This is a genomic window from Streptomyces sp. 7N604 (genome assembly GCF_052245475.1).
Lineage (GTDB): Bacteria > Actinomycetota > Actinomycetes > Streptomycetales > Streptomycetaceae > Streptomyces.
Genome location: NZ_JBQQBX010000023.1, coordinates 67,595 through 88,483, shown reverse-complemented (window position 1 = coordinate 88,483; position 20,889 = coordinate 67,595). Strand labels below are relative to the sequence as shown.

The following is a 20,889-nucleotide window of genomic DNA, read 5'->3' as shown; positions in this document are numbered from 1 at the left end:
CTGCAAGGTGCACTTCCGCGCGTACCGGCCTGCGAGTTGTTGCGTTGAACTGCGGACCGCGGCGTGGCGCCGTGCCGGTGCACAGCACCGTCCAAGGAAGCGCTACGCCTCGGCCTGGCCGAGGAGCCTCAAGTCCTCCGGAGTGTCGATGTCGTCGGGCGCCGCGATGTCCGAGCAGTCGACGAGTGCGATCTCCGCCTCGTGCTGCCGCAGATACGCCCGCGCGCCCTGGTCGCCCGCCGCGACCGCCGTGATCCCGGGCCAGCGGTCGGCGCCGAACAGCACCGGGTGGCCGCGCCGCCCCCCGTACGACGCTGCGGCCATGCTCGACGGCGACTCGTACGCCGCCCGCACGCGTGCCACCGCGTCCGCACCGATGCCCGGCTGGTCCACGAGCGCGACGACCACCGCCCGCGCGCCCGTACCGGCGAGGGACGCCAGGCCGGCACGCAGCGAAGAGCCCATCCCCGCCGCCCAGTCGGGGTTGTCGACGAGCACGCAGCCCGGCAGCCGGGCCCTGGCTCGTACGGCGTCGGCGGAGGCGCCCAGCACCACGTGCACGGGGGAGCAGCCGCCCTCGCGCAGCACGCGCGCCGCGTGCTCGACCAGCGGCCGTCCCCGGAAGTCCAGCAGGGCCTTGGGCCGTCCGCCCAGCCGCCGGCCGCCGCCCGCGGCCAGCAGCAGTCCGGCGATCCGGGGGCCGTGCGCAGCGGAATCGGACACGCCGCTCGCGGAAGGTCTCATGCGCCCTGCATATACCGCATCAGTCTCATGGGCTGAATTTCGCCCTCCGTGTGGCGCTCGGTGCGGAGAGTGGCGTTAACTGATCCGCGGCCTCTCGCGCAGGCGCAGCGCGCCGTGAGGCCGTAGGGAGTCCGGGAGGGGAGGGCAGCGTGGGGCTGAGCAACCAGATGGTCCGCGGCAGGCCGACGGGCACCGCGGCGGCGGAGGGCGCCGTAGCAGTGGAGCAGAGGCAGACGGCCGGCACCGGCCGCGACCCGGGGACGGAGGTGGACCCACGGGTGATGGAGCTGTGCGCGGCCGTGTCCCGGCTGCGCCGCGAACTGGCGAGTCATCCTGCGGACTTGCCGGACCGTGGGGTTGCCGAGGACGAGCTCGCGGCCCTGGACGCGATGGCCCGCTCCGGTGCGCCCGAGGTGCCCCGGCTGCGCCGCTCCCTGCTGCTGGTCACCGGTGCGCTGGGCTCGGTGAGCGCGCTGGCACCGGCCCTCTCCGACATGCGCCGGGTGATCGATAGCTTCAGCGAGCTGCCCTGCCCGCGCCCCGGCGACTGAACCCGCGCCCCGGCGACTGAATCGCCGGAGCCGCACGGCAGTCAGGCGGGCCGCTACCAGGGCTGCGGACCGACGGCACCGGTCGGTGGCGCAGCACGCCCACGGCCTCAGAGCGCGCCGCCGTTCCCGTTCCCGCTGCCCGTGCTGGCCAGTGCGACCGACAGGTCGGCCGCGACCTCCTGCAGCAGTGGCACGATCTTCTCCGTGGCCACCTCGGTCACCCGCCCCGCAGGACCCGAGATCGAGATGGCGGCCGCCGTCGGCGAGTCCGGTACGGAGACCGCGAGGCACCGGACCCCGATCTCCTGCTCGTTGTCGTCCACCGCGTAGCCGACCTCGCGGACGCGCTCCAGCGCCTGCAGGAAGCCCTCGGGCGTGGTGATCGTCTTCTCGGTCGCGGCAGGCATGCCCGTGCGTGCGAGCAGCGCCCGCACCTCCTCGTCCGGCGTGTTCGCCAGCAGCGCCTTGCCCACACCCGTGGAGTGCGGCAGCACGCGGCGGCCGACCTCCGTGAACATCCGCATCGAGTGCCGCGACGGAACCTGTGCGACGTACACCACCTCGTCGCCGTCGAGCAGCGCCATGTTGGCCGTCTCGCCGGTCTCCTCGACCAGCCGCGCCAGGTACGGCCGGGCCCAGGTGCCGAGCAGCCGGGACGCACTCTCGCCGAGGCGGATCAGCCGCGGGCCCAGCGCGTAGCGGCGGTTCGGCTGCTGGCGTACGTAACCGCAGGCCACCAGGGTGCGCATCAGCCGGTGGATGGTGGGCAACGGCAGCCCGCTGCTGGTGGAGAGCTCGCTCAGCCCGACCTCGCCGCCCGCGTCGGCCATCCGCTCGAGCAGGTCGAAGGCGCGCTCGAGGGACTGCACGCCGCCCGTGGCGGCGGGCTTGGCAGAGGCGGAGGTGCTGTCGCTCGACGGCGGCACGTCGCGTTCCTTTCGGGGCTGGGGGTCCCGCCCAGGCGAAGCTCTGGGGAGAGTCACCGGTCACCGCGTGGGTGCGGGGCAGCACGCGGCACGACCGGCAGAAGGGCAGCTTACCGGGGACCGGCGATCTCCACATGGGCCTTGACCCAGCGTTCGCCCCGGTCACGGGCTGTTTTCCGGCCAGCCGGGCCGGTCGGTGGCGAGGTCGGGACACGTCCATGGGACGTCACCATGTTTCGATGAGCGAAATTCCTCTCCCATTTCGTGGAAACCTCTGAATCGAGGGCAGGTCTTGACGGGTGCTGAACCCGCGTAAAAGACTTCCCTTCAACAGAACGTTGAAATCGGTGGAGAGGGGCCCGGGTGTCAGAGGTGGACCTGGTACTGCGCTCGCGGCGGGTGATCACCCCCGAGGGCACGCGCGCGGCGGCGGTCGCCGTCACCGGCGGCAGCATCGAGGCGGTGCTGCCGTACGACGCCGAGCCGCCGGCCGGCGCCCGGTTCGAGGACTTCGGCGACGACGTCCTGCTCCCCGGCCTCGTCGACACCCACGTGCACGTCAACGACCCCGGCCGCACCGAGTGGGAGGGCTTCTCCTCCGCCACCCGCGCCGCCGCGGCCGGCGGCGTCACCACCCTCATCGACATGCCGCTCAACAGCATCCCGCCCACCACCACCGTCCAGCACCTCGACCTCAAGCGGGGCGTCGCCCGCGCCAAGTCCCATATCGACGTCGGCTTCTGGGGCGGCGCCGTCCCCGGCAACGTCAAGGACCTCAAGCCTCTGCACGACGCGGGCGTCTTCGGCTTCAAGTGCTTCCTGCTGCACTCCGGTGTGGACGAGTTCCCCCAGCTCACCCCGGCGGAGCTGGAGGAGGCCATGGGTGAGATCGCGAGCTTCGGCGGGCTTCTGATCGTCCACGCCGAGGACCCGCACCTCATCGAGGGCGCGCCGCAGGCTCCCGGGCCCCGCTACGCCGACTTCCTCGCCTCCCGCCCGCGCGCCGCGGAGATCACCGCCATCAAGGGGCTGATCGCCCTCGCGCGGCGCCTCCACGCGCGCGTGCACATCCTGCACCTCTCCTCCTCCGACGCCCTGCCGCTGATCGCCGCCGCCAAGCGCGAGGGCGTACGGCTGACCGTCGAGACCTGCCCGCACTACCTGACCCTGACCGCCGAGGAAGTCCCCGACGGTGCCACCGAGTTCAAGTGCTGCCCACCCATCCGCGAGGCGGGCAACCAGGACGCGCTGTGGCAGGGCCTGGCCGACGGCACGATCGACTGCATCGTCTCCGACCACTCGCCCTCCACCCCCGACCTCAAGCGCTTCGACACCGGCGACTTCGCCCAGGCCTGGGGCGGCATCTCCTCCCTCCAGCTCGGCCTGCCCGCCGTCTGGACCGAGGCCCGCAGGCGCGGCCGCGGACTCGAGGACGTCGTGCGCTGGATGTCCACCGCCCCTGCCGAGCTCGCCGGGCTCCGGAGCAAGGGCGCCATCGAGGCGGGCCGCGACGCCGACTTCGCCGTGCTGGCACCCGACGAGACCTTCACCGTGGATCCCGCGGATCTGCACCACCGCAACCGGGTCACCGCCTACGCCGGGCGCACGCTGCACGGCGTCGTACGGTCGACCTGGCTGCGCGGGCGGCGGATCGCCGACCACGGAACGACCGCAGAGCCCACCGGCCGACTCCTCGAGAGGGAGCACCACTCATGACCGCGGACATCCCCCGCTTCACCGGCGACGCGAGCCCGTACGGCGGCGGCGACCCGTACGCCGACTACCGCAGCGCCGACTTCCCCTTCACCCACCTCGCGGACCTCGCCGACCGCAGGCTGGGCGCGGGCGTCATCGCCGCGAACGACGAGTTCTTCGCCGAGCGCGAGAATCTGCTGAAGCCCGGGCGGGCCCACTTCGACCCCGAGGCCTTCGGCCACAAGGGAAAGATCATGGACGGCTGGGAGACGCGGCGCAGGCGCGGCAGGGACGCCGCGACACCGCACCCGGTGGACGAGGACCACGACTGGGCGCTCGTACGGCTCGGCGCCCCGGGCGTCATCCGCGGCATCGTCGTGGACACCGCCCACTTCCGCGGCAACTACCCGCGGGCCGTGAGCATCGAGGCCACCGCGGTCGACGGCTCGCCCTCGCCCGACGACCTCCTCGCCCCCGACGTGACCTGGACCGAGATCGTCCCCCGTACGGCCATCGGCGGCCACGCCGCCAACGGCTTCGCCGTCGACGCGCCGCAGCGCTACACGCACCTGCGCGTCAGCCAGCACCCCGATGGCGGCATCGCCCGTCTCCGGGTGCACGGCGAGGTCGCCCCCGACCCGGCGTGGCTCGCCTCCCTCGGCACCTTCGATGTGGTGGCCCTGGAGAACGGGGGCGCGGTCGAGGACGCCTCCGACCGCTTCTACTCCCCACCCACGAACACCATCCAGCCCGGGCGGTCGCAGAAGATGGACGACGGCTGGGAGACCAGACGCCGCCGCGACAAGGGCAACGACTGGGTCCGCTACGCGCTCACCGAGCAGGCCGAGATCCGCGCCGTCGAGATCGACACGGGCTGCCTGAAAGGCAACTCGGCGGGCTGGGCGGCCCTTTACGCGCTGGACGCATCGACGGGCGCCGACCCCTCGGACCACGGCTCCCCGGCCTGGAGGGAGATCCTTCCGCCCACCCGGCTCCAGCCCGACACGGTGCACCGCTTCGCCCTCGACGCCCCGGCCCCCGCCGCGACCCACGTCCGCATCGACATCTTCCCGGACGGCGGCATCGCCCGGCTGCGGCTGCACGGCTCGCTGACGGCGGAAGGCGCGAAGCGGCTGGCCTCGCGGCACGAGGAGCGGGGCGGGTGAGGTCCTACGGCTGACGCCGCGCTGTGGGGTCTTACGGCTGACGCCCGTGCCGGGCGGGTGAGGACTTACGGCTGACGCCCGCGCCGTGCTGCCTCGGTGTCCCTCGGTGTGCTGGGGTCGCGGAGGCACCGCACCAAGGGAGACCATGGCCCCATGAACACCACAGTCCGGCTCGCGCAGCAGCCCGAGGCCGACGAGCTGCTCGGCCGCAGCCCGCTGGCCGCCCTGATCGGCATGCTGCTCGATCAGCAGGTCCCCATGGAGTGGGCTTTCACCGGCCCCTACACCATCGCCACGCGTCTGGGCGGCGAGGACCTCGACGCGCACGAGATCGCCGCCCAGGACCCCGAGGCGTTCGCCGAGCTCCTCTCGGCCAAGCCCGCCGTGCACCGCTACCCCGGCTCCATGGCCAAGCGGGTCCAGCAGCTCTGCCAGTACCTGGTCGACCACTACGACGGCGACCCGGAGGCGCTGTGGCGCGACGCCGCCACCGGCAAGGAACTCCTGGACCGGCTGAACGCCCTTCCCGGTTACGGCAAGCAGAAGTCCCAGATCTTCCTCGCGCTGCTGGGCAAGCAGTACGGCGTGACGCCGGAGGGCTGGCGCGAGGCCGCGGGCGCGTACGGCGAGGTGGGCTCCTACCGCTCGGTCGCCGACATCACAGGACCCGAGTCGCTGAGCAAGGTCCGCGCCTTCAAACAGGAGGCCAAGCGCGCCGCGAAGGCCGCCAAGCCCGCCAAGAAACCCTGAATCCCGATCTCCGGGTCGACGGTGCGCAGCCCCAACCCACCGCAACGACGTCCCAACTCGGCCCGGGCGGCTACGGGTTCGCGTTCAGCGCGTACGTCCGGTGATCAGCCCCTGCTTGCTGCACCTGCTGTGCCTGCCGCGCCCGTGCCGAGGGCGGCGCGCAGAAGGGCCGTGGCCTGGTTGATGGCGGCGTCGGCGGCCTGCGTCTCGCGCAGGTCGTTGAGCATGACGAAGTCGTGGATGATCCCGGCGTAGCGCGTCGCAGTGACCGGGACTCCGGCTTCGCGGAGCTTGGCGGCGTACGCCTCGCCCTCGTCGCGCAGGACGTCCGCCTCGCCCGTGATGACCAGGGCGGGCGGCAGGTCGCGGAGCTGCTCGGTGGTGGCGCGCAGCGGCGATGCGGTGATCTCGGCCCGCTGGTCCGGGTCGGTCGTGTACTGGTCCCAGAACCACTGCATGCCGTCCCGGCGCAGGAAGTAGCCCTCGGCGAACTGCTGGTACGACTCGGTGTCGAAATTCGCGTCCGTGACGGGGTAGAAGAGCACCTGCTCGGCGAAGGAGACGTCGCCGCGTTCCTTGGCCATGAGGGTGAGCGCGATGGCCATATTGCCGCCCACGGAGTCGCCGGCCACGGCGATACGGGAGGGGTCGAGCCCCTTGGCGGCCCCCTCGCGCGATATCCACTGCGCGACCGCGTAGCACTCCTCGATGGCGACGGGATAGTGCGACTCGGGGGACCGGTCGTACTCGGGGAAGACGACGGCCGCGTTCGAGCCGACGGCCAGCTCGCGGACGAGGCGATCGTGGGTGTGGGCGTCGCCGAACACCCATCCGGCGCCGTGGATGTAGAGCACGGCGGGCAGGGTGCCGGGGGCACCGGCGGGCTTGACGATCCGGATCCTGACGCTTCCGGTCGGGCCGCCCTCGACGGTGATCCACTCCTCGTCGACGGGGAGCTTGGGGATCTCGCCGGCCTGTACGTAGTCCACGGTCCTGCGGCCCTCGTCGGGGCCGAGGTCGAACAGATACGGCGGGTTGGCGGTCGCCTGGGCGAACGCGGCGGCCGCCGGCTCGAGAACGGGGGTTGTGCGCGCGTGGTGAGGCATGGTGATCGCTTCCCTCGCGGAAGGGGACGGTTCTGATGCGGCGCATCTCCGGGCCGGGGGAGCGGTCGGGCCCGGAGGGCAGGGGCAGCGGCGTGCTGCCTGTCCGGACGCGCGAGTTTTCAGTGCGCTACGTCTCCAATCGTGCTACGGATCGGCCGGGACCGCCCGCCGAGGGGCCGCGCGGTCCCGGCCGCCGGATTGGCCGGTGCTCGGGTGCCGTGCCGGGTCGCGGGGGTGTCCGGGTCACACGTCCCGGCGCATGCACACGCGCGGCCAGCGGTCCAGGCGATGGGCGGCCTCCCGCTCCCGGATCGCGTACAGACCGGGCGTGAGCGCGCTCTCGTCAAGGCGCCGGAAGCCGCAGCGTGCGTAGTAGGGCGCGTTCCAGGGCACGTACGCGAACGTGGTCAGGGTGAGCGCGGGCACGCCGTCGGCCGCGGCACGGCGGGCGAGATGATCCAGCAGCGACCGCCCGATGCCGCGGCGCGCGAAGTCCGGATGCACGGACACTTGCTCGACGTGGAGATTGCCGTCCACGGGTTCCGCGATGAGATAGGCGACGGGCCGGTCGGTCGGGTGGGCCGGGTCGGCCGGGTCCGTTGGGTCCGTTGGGTCGGCCGCGGCGGCCGCGACCCAGGCCAGTCCGGCCCGCTGGTACCGTGCCAACTCCCCGAGCGGGAGCGGGTCATCGTCGGCGATCTCCGCCATCCCGATGTCGCGAAAGCACCGCCCGGCCGCCCTTTCGATGTCCTGGAGGACGGGGAGTTCGCCAGTGCGGGCTGCCCGAATGCGCATTGGGTCAGTGTCCCGGGTGTGGCGGGTGCCCTCCACTCGGAATTCCTGCGGTGCCGGTCGAGCGCCTCATCTCGGCCACACCGACTCTCCTCCTCGGACGAGGAGCAGAGCCGGTGTCTGTCGGGGTCGCCGCGATCACTTTGTGGCGACGACGTAGACGCTCGCCCACTGCCGCTTCGGATTGGCCACGGTCGGGTCGAAGGGCCACGGCTCCACCGTGGTGAATCCCGCCTCGGTGAACAGCTGGACCAGCTTCTCGTGGTCGTAGGCCCAGTAGTGCGGGTTGTAGGCGGGGTCGTCGTCCTGATCGCGGAAGACGTAGTTGACCACGTCGAGGAAGGTGTTGATGTCGTCTCGGCAGTTCCGGTTGGCGTACCACCGCTCGATCATCTCCGTGGCCCGCTCGGGAGCAGCAGGGTACTGGTTGAGGACGTAGCCGGCGTCGGGGACGCCGGTGACGAGCTTGCCGCCGGGAGCCAGTACGCGGTGTGCTTCGCGGGCGTAGTACTTGGCTGACCGCGGGTAGTCGATGTGCTCTAGGAAGTGCTCGGAGAACAGGAACCGCACGGTGGCGTCGTGCAGGGGGATGCCCTCTCGCACGTCCCACAGGAGGTCGGCCGGCGGTACGGCGTCGATGTTGTAGAAGCCGTCGATACGGTGGGCTCCGCCGCCTATCTGTACCTTCTTGGGCGCCTCGTCGATCCGGCCATTGGGCCATGCCTTCTGGCTTGCGCGGTGGTACCGGTTGAGTTCGATCTCCTTGGCCGCGGCGCGCAGCGTGCGGGCGAGGCCGTAGGTGGTCGTGGGCTCCTCGAGGAGGGCGGTGATCTGCTCGCCGACGTAGTCGACGGAGGGGCTCGCCGAATCGCGGTGGTTCATCAGCACGGGTTCCTCACGAATCGGGGCCGCCGCGCGGCGGCCAGTTTCGACGCTTTAACGTGACAGGGCTGCCGTGGATCGAGGGTCTCCTGGGTGGCTCCGCTCTTTGCCGTTCACACTGCGGCGGCAGCGGGATCCGCCCATTTGTTGTTGCGCATCAGGGTGTATTTGATATCCACCAGGCGCGGGGCGATGGTCAGCTCCAGCTGTTCGGTCGGGTGGAGGTGGCCCGCGTCATCCTGCTCGGCTCGCCATATTCGGTAATCCAGATCGGGGTATGCGGGATTGATGCCGATCTCTCCCTTCGGAATGGTGCCGTTGAAGGGAGCGATGATGTCCATGTGGTTCCAGTAGTTCCACGCCTGGAGTGCCTTGTGCTGGTCGAAATAGAAGTAGAAGTCGGGGTAGCGGCCGAAGGTACGCAGTTCCCGGTGGATCAAGTGCCCCAGTAGCGGGCCGAGCTGGGTGGAGAGGCCGTCGAATTCCCAGCGGGTGTGGTGCCAGGCTTCTGGGACCTGTCCAGGCGTGAACAGCCGGGCCGCGACGAGGTAGCTGATCCGCTCGGTTAGGTAGGCGCGGGCGTGCACCGGGTCAACGCTGGAGTCGACCTTCGCGAGGAGGGTGTCCAGCTTGCTCGGTGAGGGCCGGAACTTCGCGAGGTCGAACTTCCCGGCCATGTGCGGGAAGGAGGCGAACAGCATCTCCTTGTAGAGCCAGTTGTTGAATTCTCCGAGTTCGGCCCGTTCCCTGGTCTGTGGGGTCGTCGAGTGCAGCATCAGGTATTCCGCCAGCGCCTCGAAGTACACGTAACCCAGGATCGGTAGCCGGGGAATCGTCTCGTCCAGCAGCTGCAGGAAGGACTCGGGCCGCACCCTGGCGCCCTGGTAGGCGATCGCCGCGGCGAGGGCGAGGAAAGCGGTGGAGTTCTTCGTGCGACTGACGATGGTCTCGCGCAGCTGGTGTCGCTCGGCTTTGGACAGCAGGTATTCGAGATGGGTGTAGATCTGCAGGTGAATCGACCCCAGGCGCAGGTAATCCACGCCGACGAGACCCCGGTACGCCTGGGGCGGGAGGCTGACCTCGAAGATTAACGGGGCGGGTACGCGGTCCGGCTCGCCGATCTTCGAGACGAAGGCTGGGGCCTCCTTGTTGAGTACGTAGGCGGCGAGGTTGTGCATTCGGAACCCGCTGTCGCTCGCGGTGAGCGGGGCGCAATAGATGCTGCCGACCAAGCACCCACCGGACGGGTAGAGGATGCCGTGCTCGCTGATCTGCTCCAGCGCGTGAGTGACGTGCAGTAGGTGCAGCTTGCCTGCGCCGCTCAGGGCGTTGAAGAGCGCGTTGCTGCGGAGCAGTCGTCCGTTGGGAGTCTCGTCCGCGAGCCGGGTCTCCCACGCCGCCGCCTGCTCGGCGAGCGGTTCGGTGTCCTCGGCGGGGCTGGGGATCAGGGTCGTATCGAAGAACGCGTGGGCGTCGGCCCACTGCTGGTAGGCGTCGAGGAAGTCCATCAGCTGATCAACTCCCGTTGTTCCAGGGCTTTGAAGACGGCGTCCGCGCTGTCGAGTCCTGCCAGGTGGGCGGCTTCGGACCACACGACCAGGTCGAAGGCGGTCGCACGGAGCTGGTCGAAGGCCTCTGCGCGGATGTGGCCTGCGTCCGGCCACCAGCTCAGCTTCGGCAGTCGGTACCGATCGAGCGCGTCGGCGGCCTTGAGGAGATCGCTGATCTGTTCGGCGCGGGCGTGGTCCGCTCGGTCGTCCGGGGTGAAGCCGACGTAGGAGAGGTCGTGCAGGCGGACCGCGGTGGCCGCTTGGTCTATGCGTCTCGGCGTCGGGGCGAGGTGGAAGTGGCCCCAGACGGCGTTCGCGTTGTCCGTGAGCCAGAGTGCGGCGCGAGCGCCGTGCCCGTGGTCGTCCTTGTCGTGGAGACGGCGGCAGTCATGCACCGAAGCGGCCAAGATCAGTGTTGCGGTATCGTCCTCTCTCAGGCCAGTGACCTCGGCCAGCAGCGCCGCCAAGGCAGCCGTGCGCATCCCATGCCGGATCCCGTGCAGCGAGTCGCCGACCTTGGATTCGGCCAGCCAATCCGCAGGGATGGCGGATCGGTAGAGGAGGCGCTGGGAGGTGGGCCGGAGTCGCGGGGGCGAGTCGTCGGAGAACTTCGGACGGTTCGACTCGATCCAGCGCACCGTGGCGTGGTCGGTGTACTGGTGGTGCGGTAGCTGCTTGCGTGCAGCCAGCTCGACCAGACTGTCGGTCGGCGGGGTCGTGCTCATCGGGCCCACCCCCTTGGTGGTCTACGACGGCGTATGACTCAGCTGGTGGGCGCGACCTGGGCCGCGCTGGCCTTGAGGTCTCGCTCGGCGGCCTCGAAGGCGGCGGTGAAGTCGGCGAGCTCCTGCTCACTCATCAGCGCCACTCCCAGTTCCTCGGCAACCGTGCGGATGCGGGCGCCAGCCTCTTCCTGCGCGGCCACGCTCGGCGTGTCGTCGAGCAGCACCTCGAACTCGGCGTGGTGGCCCCATGCCTCGCTCCACTTCACGGCGATCTCGACTCCGCGGAAGCGGAAGTTGTGGCGCTGGTTGAACGCCTCGTGCATCTCCGCTTCGAAGCCGAGAGCATTGAAGACACGCACGGCCGCCGGAACGTCCTCGCGGGCGATGGCGATCTCGGTCTCCGGGAAGGCAGCACCCTGGCCGATCTTGCTGGTCTTTAGCGTGATCTTCGCCGAACCGGCGGCGGTGTTGTCGGTGACCTTCAGCAGCTTGTCGGGCAGCACGTAGAAATAGATGCGCTTGTCGTCGCAGCCGAGGTCTTCGCCGTCTCGCTCCAGGCGCGAGACGAGCTGGTCATGGGCGTCCTTGTCGAAGCGGGCGCGCATTTCGATCTCAACGGCCAACGGTTTCTCCCCCTCTATTGGGCATGGGTGATCCGGCCGAACCAGGTGAGGTGGGGCCCCGGTTGGTTCGGATGCGGCTATTTGGTGATGTTCAGAAACTGGGCGGTGCGGTCAGCGTGCTGCACGAACCGCACCGCCCTGGTGCATCCAGATGAGCGGGCGTCAGGCGATCTCGCCAAAGCGGTTACGCACGACACCCTCGTGCAGGTAATTGGGAAGCGTGACGCCGCCAACCGCGACGCGCCTGGTGGCGACCTGCTCCTCGGTCTCGCTGGGAAACCCCTCCAGCAACTGCAGGCACTGCTTCACCCACTCGCGGGACTGCTCCCAGTCGCCGGCCTCGCGGGTGCGTACCGCGAGCGCGTAGGCGGTCTCCGCCGCGGCCCAGCGGTCCGTTGCCAGTTCCCGCTGGAAGCTGGTCTCCAGCTCGCCGACGGAGGCGACGCGGGTTTGGTTGGTCATGGTGCCCTCTCTCTTGCGGTGGTGCCCCAGTGGTGATCAACGCGCCGACGTCCCATCGGTGACGTCGCCCCCCCTCAGTAGGTGAAGATCTCCGCGAGCGTGCGGTACTCGTACAGCTCGTCCTTGTCGAACCAGAGCGCTACCTCCTGGTCGGCCTCCTCCTTGTTGCCGGATGCGTGCACCAGGTTCGCCACTGCCTTCCCCGTGGTGAGGCTGGCGGCCCCGCTGTAGTGCGAGAAATCCCCACGCACGGTGCCAGCCGGGGCCTCGTTGGGGTACGTGCTCCCGACGATCTTGCGGACGGTAGCGATCGCGTCGAAGCCCTCCAGGACGAGCGCGATGACCGGGCCCTGCTGCATGAACGTGGCGGTGACGTTGTAGACCTCGGAGCCGAGCCGTTCCTCCAGGTCGAAGTAGTGGCGCCGAGTGAACTCCGCGTCCATCTGCTTCATCTTGACGCCGACGATCTTCAGGGCTGCGTCCTCGAACCGAGTGATGATCTTCCCGGCGAAGCCGCGCACCACCGCGTCCGGCTTGAGGAGTACGAGAGTGCGCTCCACCGTGTGTTCCTGATCCTGGGCCATCGGTTCCCTTTCAGCTTTCAGGCAAGCGAGATGACGGACGTTCAGCGCGTCATTGACTGAGGTTACCTGCGCTGGAAGGGCTGCTAAGCCCTGGTAGTTGGGCTACTGCTGGCGGTGCCGTCCGGGTGACCGTGCGACTCTTCCTGGCCAACGTGGCCATCGTCGTGGTGCTGCTGCCCTGTCGGCTCGATGCGGGGGATGCGGCTCGCTGTGGCGGACTCTCATGACCGGTCCGGTCCCGGTCTCGGGGGAGGACACGGGACCGGACCGGGGCTCGACTGGGGTGCCGGAGGAACCGTCGTGCTGTCGCATGACGAGCGTCCAGTGCAGCTGCTCCAGATGGAACACACGCCCGGCAGGCGCGGATCTCCACCTCGATGCCCCTTGCGGTGATGGAGCCGATCACCGCGACCTCCACGCCCAGCCGGTCGCAGCGGAAGCAGTTGCCCGTAGCCCACTCGAATCGCTCCCACAGCTGGAGCGGCTTCACGTCCCACCCTGGTCTTCGGCTGGGCGAAGGTTCGCGATTTCCGCTGTCCATTCCCGCCCGCCGCCCACTGGTCTCAGCCAGGCATGCGTGGGCGCGCAGTCGAAGTAGTAGGGCCACGGCTGCACCTCGCCCTTGTGGCCCGTCTTGGAGTCGGTCACGAGTGCGCCGACCGTCAGCCACTCGGGCAACGGCGACCAGTCGGCGGCGACCTCGGCGCTGACACGACGTTGAGCAACGGCGAGCGCGGTGCGCTTCCGGCGTCGTGCTGCGATGTCCATTCTTGGGCCTCCAGCGATTCCGTTGCGACGGGTTGCGGCCGCCCCAGGTCGTGGGAGGAGGAGTGGGCCGCGGGACCGCCCGGAGTGGCGGGGAACAACCTGCCCCGCCCCGGGCGGCGATCTTTGGCCATCACCCTTGGGGTCTCCCGCGTGGTGAGGCAGCCGTGAGGGGTGCGGCCGGGCGTGTCCGCGGTCCGGTCTCCCAACTCGCTGATCGTCCAAAGGATCTGGACTAGCATTTTCACGAGTTCGGCGTGCTCCCCCATGCCCGAGGGGCTGAGAGCGCGCCGAGTTCCGCGCGTGGGGCGGGCGCTTGTGGGGACGGCCTTGGACTGCATGTACGCAAGTCAACCGGCTCGGCGGAGGCGTCACCATGAACGGGCAGTGCAACAAGTGTGCAACGGCGATGTATTGGCCACGCATGGCGCCGACGACGATGCGGCGGAGGCACTGATGGAAGTGATCGACGTCTGGCGCGGTCGGTACGCGTGCGCGCTCCAGTCATCCCTCCGTATGACCAACGAAGCCTTCGCCAACCACCTGGGCATCGCGCTTCGCACCGTCGCCACCTGGCACGCCGACCCCGATGTTGTGCCCCGCGCGGAGATGCAGCAGCTTCTGGACGAGGTGTACGAGAAGGCAACGCCAGCGGTACGCAAGCGGTTCGCGCTCTTAGCGACGGGCGGGGACAAGGGTGGGCCTGGCGAGGGGGCAGGAGGTCCCGGGCCCCAGGCGCTTCGAGTCGCAATCGCCGTGGTCGTCCGCGAGGACGAAGTGTTGATGGTCTGCCGACGCGATGACGACTCGTCCGGGATCACGTGGCAGTTCCCGGCGGGAGTGATCAAGCCGGGAGTGCGGCCGGAGACAGCCACCGTCCGCGAGGCCTTGGATGAGACCGGGGTCCACTGTTCCGTCCGGCAGAACCTCGGCAGCCGTCTCCACCCTGTTACCGGTGTGCAGTGCGAATACTTCCTCTGCGAGTACCTGGCCGGCGAGGCCAAGAACAGCGACGTCGTCGAGAACGTAGACGTGATGTGGGCGCCGAGAGACGCGGTGACCCGCTTCATCCCCGCCAGTAAGATCTTTCCGCCGATCTTGGCAGCCCTGGAGGAGCACCCATGACGGAGCAGACCGCCGGAGAGCGCCCGGGTATCTCGGCCGCGATCGTCGTCCACGAAGGGCGGGTCCTGATGGTCCGGCGCCGAGTGAAAGAAGGCCAGCTCTCCTGGCAGTTCCCCGCGGGCGAGATCGAGCCGGGGGAGTCAGCGGAGGAAGCGGCCGTCCGCGAGGCGGGCGAAGAGACCGGCCTGACGGTTTCCGCGGTCAAGCTCCTCGGCGAGCGCGTGCACCCGAAGACGCAGCGGCTCATGTCCTATACGGCCTGCGAGGTTGTGTCCGGAACCGCCTACGTGGCAGACACCGAGGAGCTCGCCGAGCTTGCGTGGTGTGCCCACTCCGAGATCCCGGAGTATGTGCCCTACGGCCTCTACGAGCCGGTCCAGGCGTACCTCGACGAGGCTCTGCACCAGTAGCGGGCCGAGACCCCATGTTCCATGAACGGCGCCTCTGGTCTTTAGGAAGAAAACGAACAGTGTCCGCTGGACAGCCATCCAACGTCATTATCGTCTCGCCCGCTGGGAAGGCCCATGTGCGCAACTGCCACCACCTTTCTGACAGCGTGATCTGTGCGCCGAAGTTCGGCTGGGTGACCGACCCTGCCCCAGATCTGTGGGCCCGTATATCGGAGTCCCAGCCGCTGCAGGCCAAGGAAGGTAACACCGACCGCGTGGCCACTCGCCGCTGCCAGACCTGCGACGCCTACTCGTAGGCACATGCGTTATGGCGTCGGGCCGGGGACGCGAGCACTGTCGCCGCGAGAATTGGGGGGCCGCCTGACAGTCAGCCGCCACTAGGTCCGGGGTGGGCTACCCAGGGTGAGCGAAGATCACCGAGCAGCGACGCCGGCATGACAGAGCGAACCGGGCCCGAACACTTCCACGATCGGGCGCGCGACGGCGACGATCTGCTGTTCTCCACGACCGTGGACCGGCAGCAGGGGAAGAACGTCGCTCGTGACCCGCGCGTCACCGTGATGATCAACCCGCCCGAGAACCCGCACACGTACGCCGAGGTCCGCGGTACCGCCACCGTCACCCCGGACAGCACCAAGGAGTCCGGCTGAGCGCGCACGCCGCCGAGTTGGCCAGGCTGACGGCGAGTCAGGATTCCTGAGGCAGACTCCTCAGGCCGGGGCCGGCCGACAGTCCGTGTTGCCGCACGGGCTGCCCGCTGCGACGTTCACAGGTGCAGCTTTCCTGTGAACTCCTTGGAAACTTCATTGACTTGGCGTTGACATGACATGCTCTACGCGCGTCATGCTGGAGGGCATGCGAATCCCCCCACGAATCGCCAAGATCGGCGCCCTCGGCGCCCTCGCATCGACCCTTCTCATCGGCGGCCCGGCCCTCGCCTCGGTCGCCCCCGGCCCCTCGGTCGCGCACACACAGGCCGCCCCGTCCGCGGCCGCCGTCGGCGACATCTGCTACACGGCTCTGCCGTCCGAGGCGCACGACACCCTCGACCTGATCGAGGCCGGTGGCCCGTACCCGTACCCGCAGGACGGCACCGTCTTCCAGAACAGGGAAGGCATCCTGCCCGACCAGGACGCCGGGTACTACCACGAATACACGGTGAAGACCCCCGGGTCGCCGGACCGCGGTGCGCGGCGCATCGTCACCGGTGAGGCGGCCGAGGAGGACTACTACACCGCCGACCACTACGACTCGTTCGACCTCGTCGACTACAGCTGCTGATCCGCGGATCGGCAGATCCGCAGACTCGCAGCACGACCACCGACCGCGGCGGCCGCTCCCCCCACCGGCGGCCGCCGCCTGGTGTCATCTCCCGGCATTCGCCGTCCGCCCTGCGTGAACCGCGGGCCCTGACTCAGGATTTCGAGAGAAGCGGCTTCATGCCTCAATGCGGCCATGCTCGCGCGGGCCGGGCATCGCCGCCAGCAGGGCGAAGGCGCGCTCCTGGTTCCACCAGGGCGGTCATGGAGCAGCCACTTGGCCTTGTCGGCGAAGCCGACTGCGCCGACGGCCGAGAGTCTCGAACCGTGCGACTTTCGTCGCCGCTTCTGAAGTTCCTTCATGGTTCGAAGTCTTGACGACCCTTCACCGCATCAGTTAAATCAAGACATGAATTAAGGGCGGGCCAAGAGCCGGCCCGCAACACCTCAGCCCTCATCGTCGCGATCCTTTTGACTTGGCAGGGGCATGCCCCGCCCCCCAACTCCTTCCAGGTTCTCCACGAGGGACCGCGACGCCTCCCCCCACCAACAGAGCTGAGAGGCAGAGCGCAGTGATCAACCATCGCTCTCACCGCTCCCGTTCGCGTCCCCGCAGCAGACCCTGGCTGCGCGGCAGCCTCATCCTCGGCGTGGCAGGACTGCTGCCGATGGCCGGGCTCGCGGTGTCCTGGCCCGCCGGTGCCGTGGAAGAGACCGTGAACGTCTGGCTCACCACCACGGACGACTCGGGCGGCCGGCACGTCGTCCGCGGCCTGGAGCGGCAGAAACCGACCGCCTTCACTTCCGGCTCCAGGAGCGACGGCCGGTCCGTCACCATCGACGAATCGACGCGCTATCAGCGGTTCTCCGGCGGGGGTGCCTCCTTCACCGACACCGCCGCCTGGCTCATGAACAGCAGCGGAGCACTCAGTGACACCACCCGCGATGCCACCATGCGCAAGCTGTTCGACCCGCAGTCAGGCATCGGCCTGAGCTTCGTCCGCAACCCCATGGGCGCCTCCGATCTCGCCCGCGGCGACTACACGTACGACGACATGCCCGCGGGCCGGACCGACCCCCGCCTCGAGCGCTTCTCCGTCGAGCATGACCTCGCCGACATCCTGCCCCTCACCAAGCAGGCCATCGGGCTCAACCCGGACCTCACCGTCATGGCCTCTCCCTGGAGCGCCCCCGGCTGGATGAAGGACAACGACAGCCTCGACCAGGGGTGGTTGCAAGCGCGCTACTACGGCACTTACGCCACGTACTTCGTCAAATACATCAAGGAATACGCGGCCCGCGGGGTCCCCGTGGACTACGTGTCCGTGCAGAACGAGCCCACCTGCTGCGCCGGTTACCCGTCGATGCAGTGGAACGGCTCCGGCCTGCACTACTTCACCAAGAACAACCTGCTGCCGGCGCTGCACAAGGCAGGTCTTTCGACCAAAGTGCTGGCCCTGGACTGGAACTGGGACCAGTACGACGGCTACGGCGCCCCCGTCGTTCGCGACGACGCCATCCGCGACGACCCACTCTTCGGCGGCTTGGCCTGGCACGGCTACGGCACCGGCGACGTCACCGCCCGGACGCGTCTGCACGACACGTACCCGACCGTCGACGCCTTCGACACCGAGCACTCCGGGGGCACTTGGATCGCCGACCAGCACCGCGAGGACATGCGGAACCTCATCGACTACACGCGCAACTGGGGCCGCAGCTGGGTCAAGTGGAGCCTCGCCGTCGACCAGAACCACGGCCCGCACAACGGCGGCTGCGGGACCTGCACCGGCCTGCTCACCGTGCACAACGGCGACGGGCGGCACGGCCGGGTCGACTTCACGATCGAGTACTACACGATGGGCCATCTCACGAAGTTCGTACGGCCGGGCGCCCATCGCATCTCGTCCACCGCCGGTGACCGGCTGCCCAATGTCGCCTGGCGGAACCCGGACGGTTCCAAGGCGCTGATCGCGCACAACGACGCGGACAGCGCCCGGTCGCTCGCCGTCAACTGGGGCGGCCGGCACTTCACGTACAGCATCCCCCCACACACCTCCGCCACGTTCACCTGGACCGGCGACCAGTGACGCCGGACGACTGAAGTGACGGGCCGGTGAAGAAGGAGCAACCCCCATGACCACAACGCCATCCACGACCGCGGCCACGACCACGACCACGAGTCCGCCGCAGCACCGACTCGGCCGTACGCGCAGGCGTACGCGGCTGGCGCTGGCCGCCTGCGCCGCGGGCGCGACCGCTCTGACCGCGTCCCTTCTCGCGCCGTCCGCGCAGGCGGGCCCCGCCGCATCCCCCGCGGCCGTCACCTTCAGCGACGACTTCGACGGCCCGGCCGGGAGCGCGGTGGACGGCAGCAAGTGGCAGCTGGAGACGGGCGACAACGTCAACAACCACGAGCGGCAGTACTACACGAGCGGGACGGACAACGCCGCGCTCGACGGCCAGGGCCACCTGGTCATCACGGCGAAGAAGGAGAACCCGGGCAACTACCAGTGCTGGTACGGCCGGTGTGAGTACACCTCGGCCCGGCTCAACACGGCCCAGAAGTTCACGCAGACGTACGGGCACTTCGAGGCCCGGATGAAGCTGCCGAGCGGGCAGGGCGTGTGGCCCGCCTTCTGGGCGCTGGGCGAGGACATCGGCAGTGCCGGCTGGCCCGCCTGCGGCGAGCTGGACATCATGGAGAACATCGGCAAGGAGCCCGGCACCGTCCACGGCACCCTGCACGGTCCCGGCTACTCGGGCGAGGGCGGCATCGGCGCCGGGTACACCCTGCCGAACGGGCAGAAGTTCTCGGACGACTTCCACACCTTCGCCGTCGACTGGTCCCCCGACTCCATCACCTGGTCCGTGGACGGCAACGTCTACCAGACCCGTACCCCGGCGGACCTGAACGGCAAGAAGTGGGTGTTCGACCACCCGTTCTTCCTGATCATGAACTTCGCGGTGGGCGGCTACTGGCCGGGCGACCCGGACGGAAGCACGGTCTTCCCGCAGCAGCTGGTCGTGGACTACGTACGGGTCACCGCTTAATACGCAACCTGAGTTAAGCGGTGGTCCGAAGTCCCGCCCACCTCTCCCGCAGGCTAGGTTCTCGGCGGGAGGGAGAACACCATGGGCGAAGGGAACCGGCGGACGGTACGCGATCTGCGGCGCACCAACCGAGCCGCCCTGCTGCGGCATCTGTACTTCGAAGGACCGCTCAGCAGACAGGAGTTGGGCCCGGCCACCGGGCTCAGCTCCGGCTCGGTGAGCAACGTCGTCGGTGAGCTCGTCGCCGACGGCCTGGTCGAGGCGGTCGGCTCCACCGCCTCCGACGGCGGCCGCCCCCGCACGCTGCTGCGCGTCGCGCCGTCCAGCGGCCATCTCATCGGGGTCGACGTCGGCGAGACCCGGGTCCGCGTCGGGCTGTTCGACCTCGCGTTCTCCGAGATCTCCGGCGCCGACCTCCCGCTGGCCGGGCAGGGCCACGACGTGGACCTCGTCGTCCACCTCATCCTCGACGGCCTCGCCACGGTCCTCCGCGAAGCCTGCCTCCCGGCCGGGGCCATTCTCGGCGTCGGCATCGGGGTGCCCGGCATCGTCGACGCCGCCGGGCCGGACGGGGCGGTCGTGCACGGGCAGACGATCGGCTGGGACGCCGTACCCCTCGAAGCGCTGCTGCGCCGCTCCACCGACCTGCAGCTGCACATCGACAACGGCGCCAAGACCCTTGGGCGCGCGGAGACCTGGTTCGGCGCCGGGCGCGGCGCGCGCAACGCCGTCATCGCCCTGCTCGGCTCGGGCGTCGGCGCCTGCGTGGTCGCCGACGGCAGGCCGTACCAGGGCGCGTGCAGCAGCGCCGGCGAGTGGGGCCACACCACCCTCCGGGTCGGCGGCCGCCGCTGCCGCTGCGGGGCCCGCGGCTGCCTCGAGGCGTACGTCGGCGCGGCGGGTGTACTGGACCGCTGGCGCGAGGCGGGCGGCGACCCGCGCGGGCGTGACGAGGAGTCCGCGCTCGCCGAGCTGCTCGACACGGCCGACGGGGGCGACCGTACGGCGGTCGCGATCCTCGACGAGACCGCGGAATTCCTCGGCGCCGGCATCGCCGACCTCGTCAATCTCTTCAACCCGGAGCGGATAGTGCTCGGCGGGTGGGCGGGGCTGCTGCTGGGGCCGCGGCTGCTTCCCGCGGTACGGACGGCGGCCGCGGCGTACGCGCTGCGCCACCCGTACGCGCAGACCTCCATCGAGCTGGGGCGGCTCGGCCCGGACGCGGTGACGGTCGGCGCGGCGACCCTGCCGGTGGGCCGCTTCCTGGACACGGGCGGCACCCCGGCCCCCGCACGCATCCCGGCGGCCTCCGCCAACCTCACCCCCTGACCCCGCCCGCCGCCCCGCCCTTGAGGGGCGGGATGCGCAGTCCCGCGCCTCCGGTGCGGGGGTTTCCACCCGCCCGTCCCCTATGAGGGCGGGTGGGTGGCCTGCCGCGGTCGCGGCTGATGGGGTTGCTGGAGGGCGCTTCGCGGCGAGGCGGGTGGGCGGCCGTGGTGCCTGCATCTTCGGTGCGCGGTTTCCACCGTAGCCGCCAGCAGGAGCGCCGGAATTCGGTGTGTTGTGGGCTGCCGGGGCATCGCCGCCCGTTCGTACGCGGGCGTGGCGGGTAGCAGATATGGCGGGCGCGAACGGGGCGGCGCGCGCCCCCGCCCGCCCCGTAGGGCATGTCGCGCGCTTGGCCGGGAACCCCGCCCCAGCGCGCCCGCCGTCAGTGGCGGCC

21 protein-coding genes and 1 pseudogene are annotated in these 20,889 nt (G+C 69.9%); 11 read left to right on the top strand and 11 right to left on the bottom strand.

What is annotated here, in order from left to right:
• Positions 1-102 precede the first annotated feature (102 nt).
• Positions 103-744 carry a nucleotidyltransferase family protein gene (locus ACTWP8_RS24920; RefSeq protein ID WP_443324356.1) on the bottom strand — a complete coding sequence of 214 codons (642 nt, stop codon included), beginning with the start codon at positions 742-744 and terminating at the stop codon, positions 103-105.
• A 149-nt stretch (positions 745-893) separates the two neighbouring features.
• Between ACTWP8_RS24920 and ACTWP8_RS24915 the strand changes: the two genes are divergently transcribed.
• The gene (locus tag ACTWP8_RS24915; protein ID WP_443324355.1) at positions 894-1,295 is read left to right on the top strand and encodes a DUF5955 family protein; all 402 of its coding nucleotides are present in this window, start codon (positions 894-896) and stop codon (positions 1,293-1,295) included.
• A 107-nt stretch (positions 1,296-1,402) separates the two neighbouring features.
• Here ACTWP8_RS24915 and ACTWP8_RS24910 read toward each other — a convergent pair whose 3' ends face one another.
• Positions 1,403-2,221, bottom strand: coding sequence for an IclR family transcriptional regulator (locus ACTWP8_RS24910; protein ID WP_443324354.1), 819 nt, complete (start codon positions 2,219-2,221; stop codon positions 1,403-1,405).
• A gap of 363 nt (positions 2,222-2,584) precedes the next feature.
• Here ACTWP8_RS24910 and allB point away from each other — a divergent pair, with 363 nt between their 5' ends.
• The 3 genes from allB to ACTWP8_RS24895 all read left to right on the top strand — a co-directional run bounded on the left by allB (position 2,585) and on the right by ACTWP8_RS24895 (position 5,832).
• Positions 2,585-3,937 carry an allantoinase AllB gene (allB, locus tag ACTWP8_RS24905; protein WP_443324353.1) on the top strand — a complete coding sequence of 451 codons (1,353 nt, stop codon included), beginning with the start codon at positions 2,585-2,587 and terminating at the stop codon, positions 3,935-3,937.
• Positions 3,934-5,082: an allantoicase gene (gene alc / locus ACTWP8_RS24900; RefSeq protein WP_443324352.1), complete on the top strand. Its 1,149-nt coding sequence runs from the start codon at positions 3,934-3,936 to the stop codon at positions 5,080-5,082. Before allB ends, alc begins: the two co-directional genes overlap by 4 nt.
• Positions 5,083-5,235: 153 nt before the next feature.
• The gene (locus tag ACTWP8_RS24895) at positions 5,236-5,832 is read left to right on the top strand and encodes an HhH-GPD-type base excision DNA repair protein (RefSeq protein ID WP_443324351.1); all 597 of its coding nucleotides are present in this window, start codon (positions 5,236-5,238) and stop codon (positions 5,830-5,832) included.
• A gap of 104 nt (positions 5,833-5,936) precedes the next feature.
• Here ACTWP8_RS24895 and ACTWP8_RS24890 read toward each other — a convergent pair whose 3' ends face one another.
• From ACTWP8_RS24890 to ACTWP8_RS24850, 9 genes are all read right to left on the bottom strand, one after another.
• Entirely contained in the window at positions 5,937-6,938 is a 1,002-nt protein-coding gene (locus ACTWP8_RS24890) for an alpha/beta hydrolase (RefSeq protein WP_443324350.1), read from the bottom strand.
• Positions 6,939-7,181: 243 nt separating this feature from the next.
• A complete protein-coding gene (locus ACTWP8_RS24885) occupies positions 7,182-7,733 on the bottom strand; it encodes a GNAT family N-acetyltransferase (RefSeq protein WP_443324349.1) in 552 nt (183 codons plus the stop codon).
• Between the two features lie 135 nt (positions 7,734-7,868).
• On the bottom strand, positions 7,869-8,612 hold the full coding sequence (locus ACTWP8_RS24880) for a class I SAM-dependent methyltransferase (protein ID WP_443324348.1): 744 nt from the start codon (positions 8,610-8,612) through the stop codon (positions 7,869-7,871).
• Between the two features lie 113 nt (positions 8,613-8,725).
• On the bottom strand, positions 8,726-10,120 hold the full coding sequence (locus ACTWP8_RS24875; RefSeq protein WP_443324347.1) for a hypothetical protein: 1,395 nt from the start codon (positions 10,118-10,120) through the stop codon (positions 8,726-8,728).
• A complete protein-coding gene (locus tag ACTWP8_RS24870; RefSeq protein WP_443324346.1) occupies positions 10,120-10,887 on the bottom strand; it encodes a hypothetical protein in 768 nt (255 codons plus the stop codon). The genes ACTWP8_RS24875 and ACTWP8_RS24870 overlap by 1 nt, the downstream gene beginning before the upstream one ends.
• Before the next feature lie 38 nt (positions 10,888-10,925).
• The gene (locus ACTWP8_RS24865) at positions 10,926-11,510 is read right to left on the bottom strand and encodes a hypothetical protein (RefSeq protein WP_443324345.1); all 585 of its coding nucleotides are present in this window, start codon (positions 11,508-11,510) and stop codon (positions 10,926-10,928) included.
• 162 nt (positions 11,511-11,672) lie between these two features.
• Positions 11,673-11,972, bottom strand: a complete 300-nt coding sequence (locus ACTWP8_RS24860; protein ID WP_443324344.1) for a hypothetical protein — start codon at positions 11,970-11,972, stop codon at positions 11,673-11,675.
• 74 nt (positions 11,973-12,046) lie between these two features.
• Positions 12,047-12,556 (bottom strand): nucleoside-diphosphate kinase, encoded by a 510-nt coding sequence (locus tag ACTWP8_RS24855; RefSeq protein WP_443324343.1) that lies wholly within the window; start codon positions 12,554-12,556, stop codon positions 12,047-12,049.
• 486 nt (positions 12,557-13,042) lie between these two features.
• The gene (locus ACTWP8_RS24850; protein WP_443324342.1) at positions 13,043-13,324 is read right to left on the bottom strand and encodes a hypothetical protein; all 282 of its coding nucleotides are present in this window, start codon (positions 13,322-13,324) and stop codon (positions 13,043-13,045) included.
• A gap of 453 nt (positions 13,325-13,777) precedes the next feature.
• On the opposite strand from ACTWP8_RS24850, the gene ACTWP8_RS24845 reads away from it, so the two are divergent.
• From ACTWP8_RS24845 to ACTWP8_RS24815, 7 genes and pseudogenes are all read left to right on the top strand, one after another.
• Positions 13,778-14,446: an NUDIX hydrolase gene (locus tag ACTWP8_RS24845; RefSeq protein ID WP_443324341.1), complete on the top strand. Its 669-nt coding sequence runs from the start codon at positions 13,778-13,780 to the stop codon at positions 14,444-14,446.
• On the top strand, positions 14,443-14,856 hold the full coding sequence (locus tag ACTWP8_RS24840; RefSeq protein WP_443324340.1) for an NUDIX hydrolase: 414 nt from the start codon (positions 14,443-14,445) through the stop codon (positions 14,854-14,856). Before ACTWP8_RS24845 ends, ACTWP8_RS24840 begins: the two co-directional genes overlap by 4 nt.
• A gap of 476 nt (positions 14,857-15,332) precedes the next feature.
• Positions 15,333-15,497, top strand: a pseudogene (locus ACTWP8_RS24835) (pyridoxamine 5'-phosphate oxidase family protein); the annotation flags it as partial.
• A 214-nt stretch (positions 15,498-15,711) separates the two neighbouring features.
• Complete coding sequence (locus ACTWP8_RS24830; RefSeq protein WP_443324339.1) at positions 15,712-16,137, top strand: ribonuclease domain-containing protein; 426 nt, start codon at positions 15,712-15,714, stop codon at positions 16,135-16,137.
• 646 nt (positions 16,138-16,783) lie between these two features.
• Positions 16,784-18,202 (top strand): glycoside hydrolase family 30 protein, encoded by a 1,419-nt coding sequence (locus ACTWP8_RS24825; RefSeq protein ID WP_443324415.1) that lies wholly within the window; start codon positions 16,784-16,786, stop codon positions 18,200-18,202.
• 46 nt (positions 18,203-18,248) lie between these two features.
• Positions 18,249-19,166: a glycoside hydrolase family 16 protein gene (locus ACTWP8_RS24820; RefSeq protein WP_443324338.1), complete on the top strand. Its 918-nt coding sequence runs from the start codon at positions 18,249-18,251 to the stop codon at positions 19,164-19,166.
• A gap of 81 nt (positions 19,167-19,247) precedes the next feature.
• A complete protein-coding gene (locus ACTWP8_RS24815; RefSeq protein ID WP_443324337.1) occupies positions 19,248-20,495 on the top strand; it encodes an ROK family transcriptional regulator in 1,248 nt (415 codons plus the stop codon).
• The last annotated feature ends 394 nt before the right edge of the window (positions 20,496-20,889 follow it).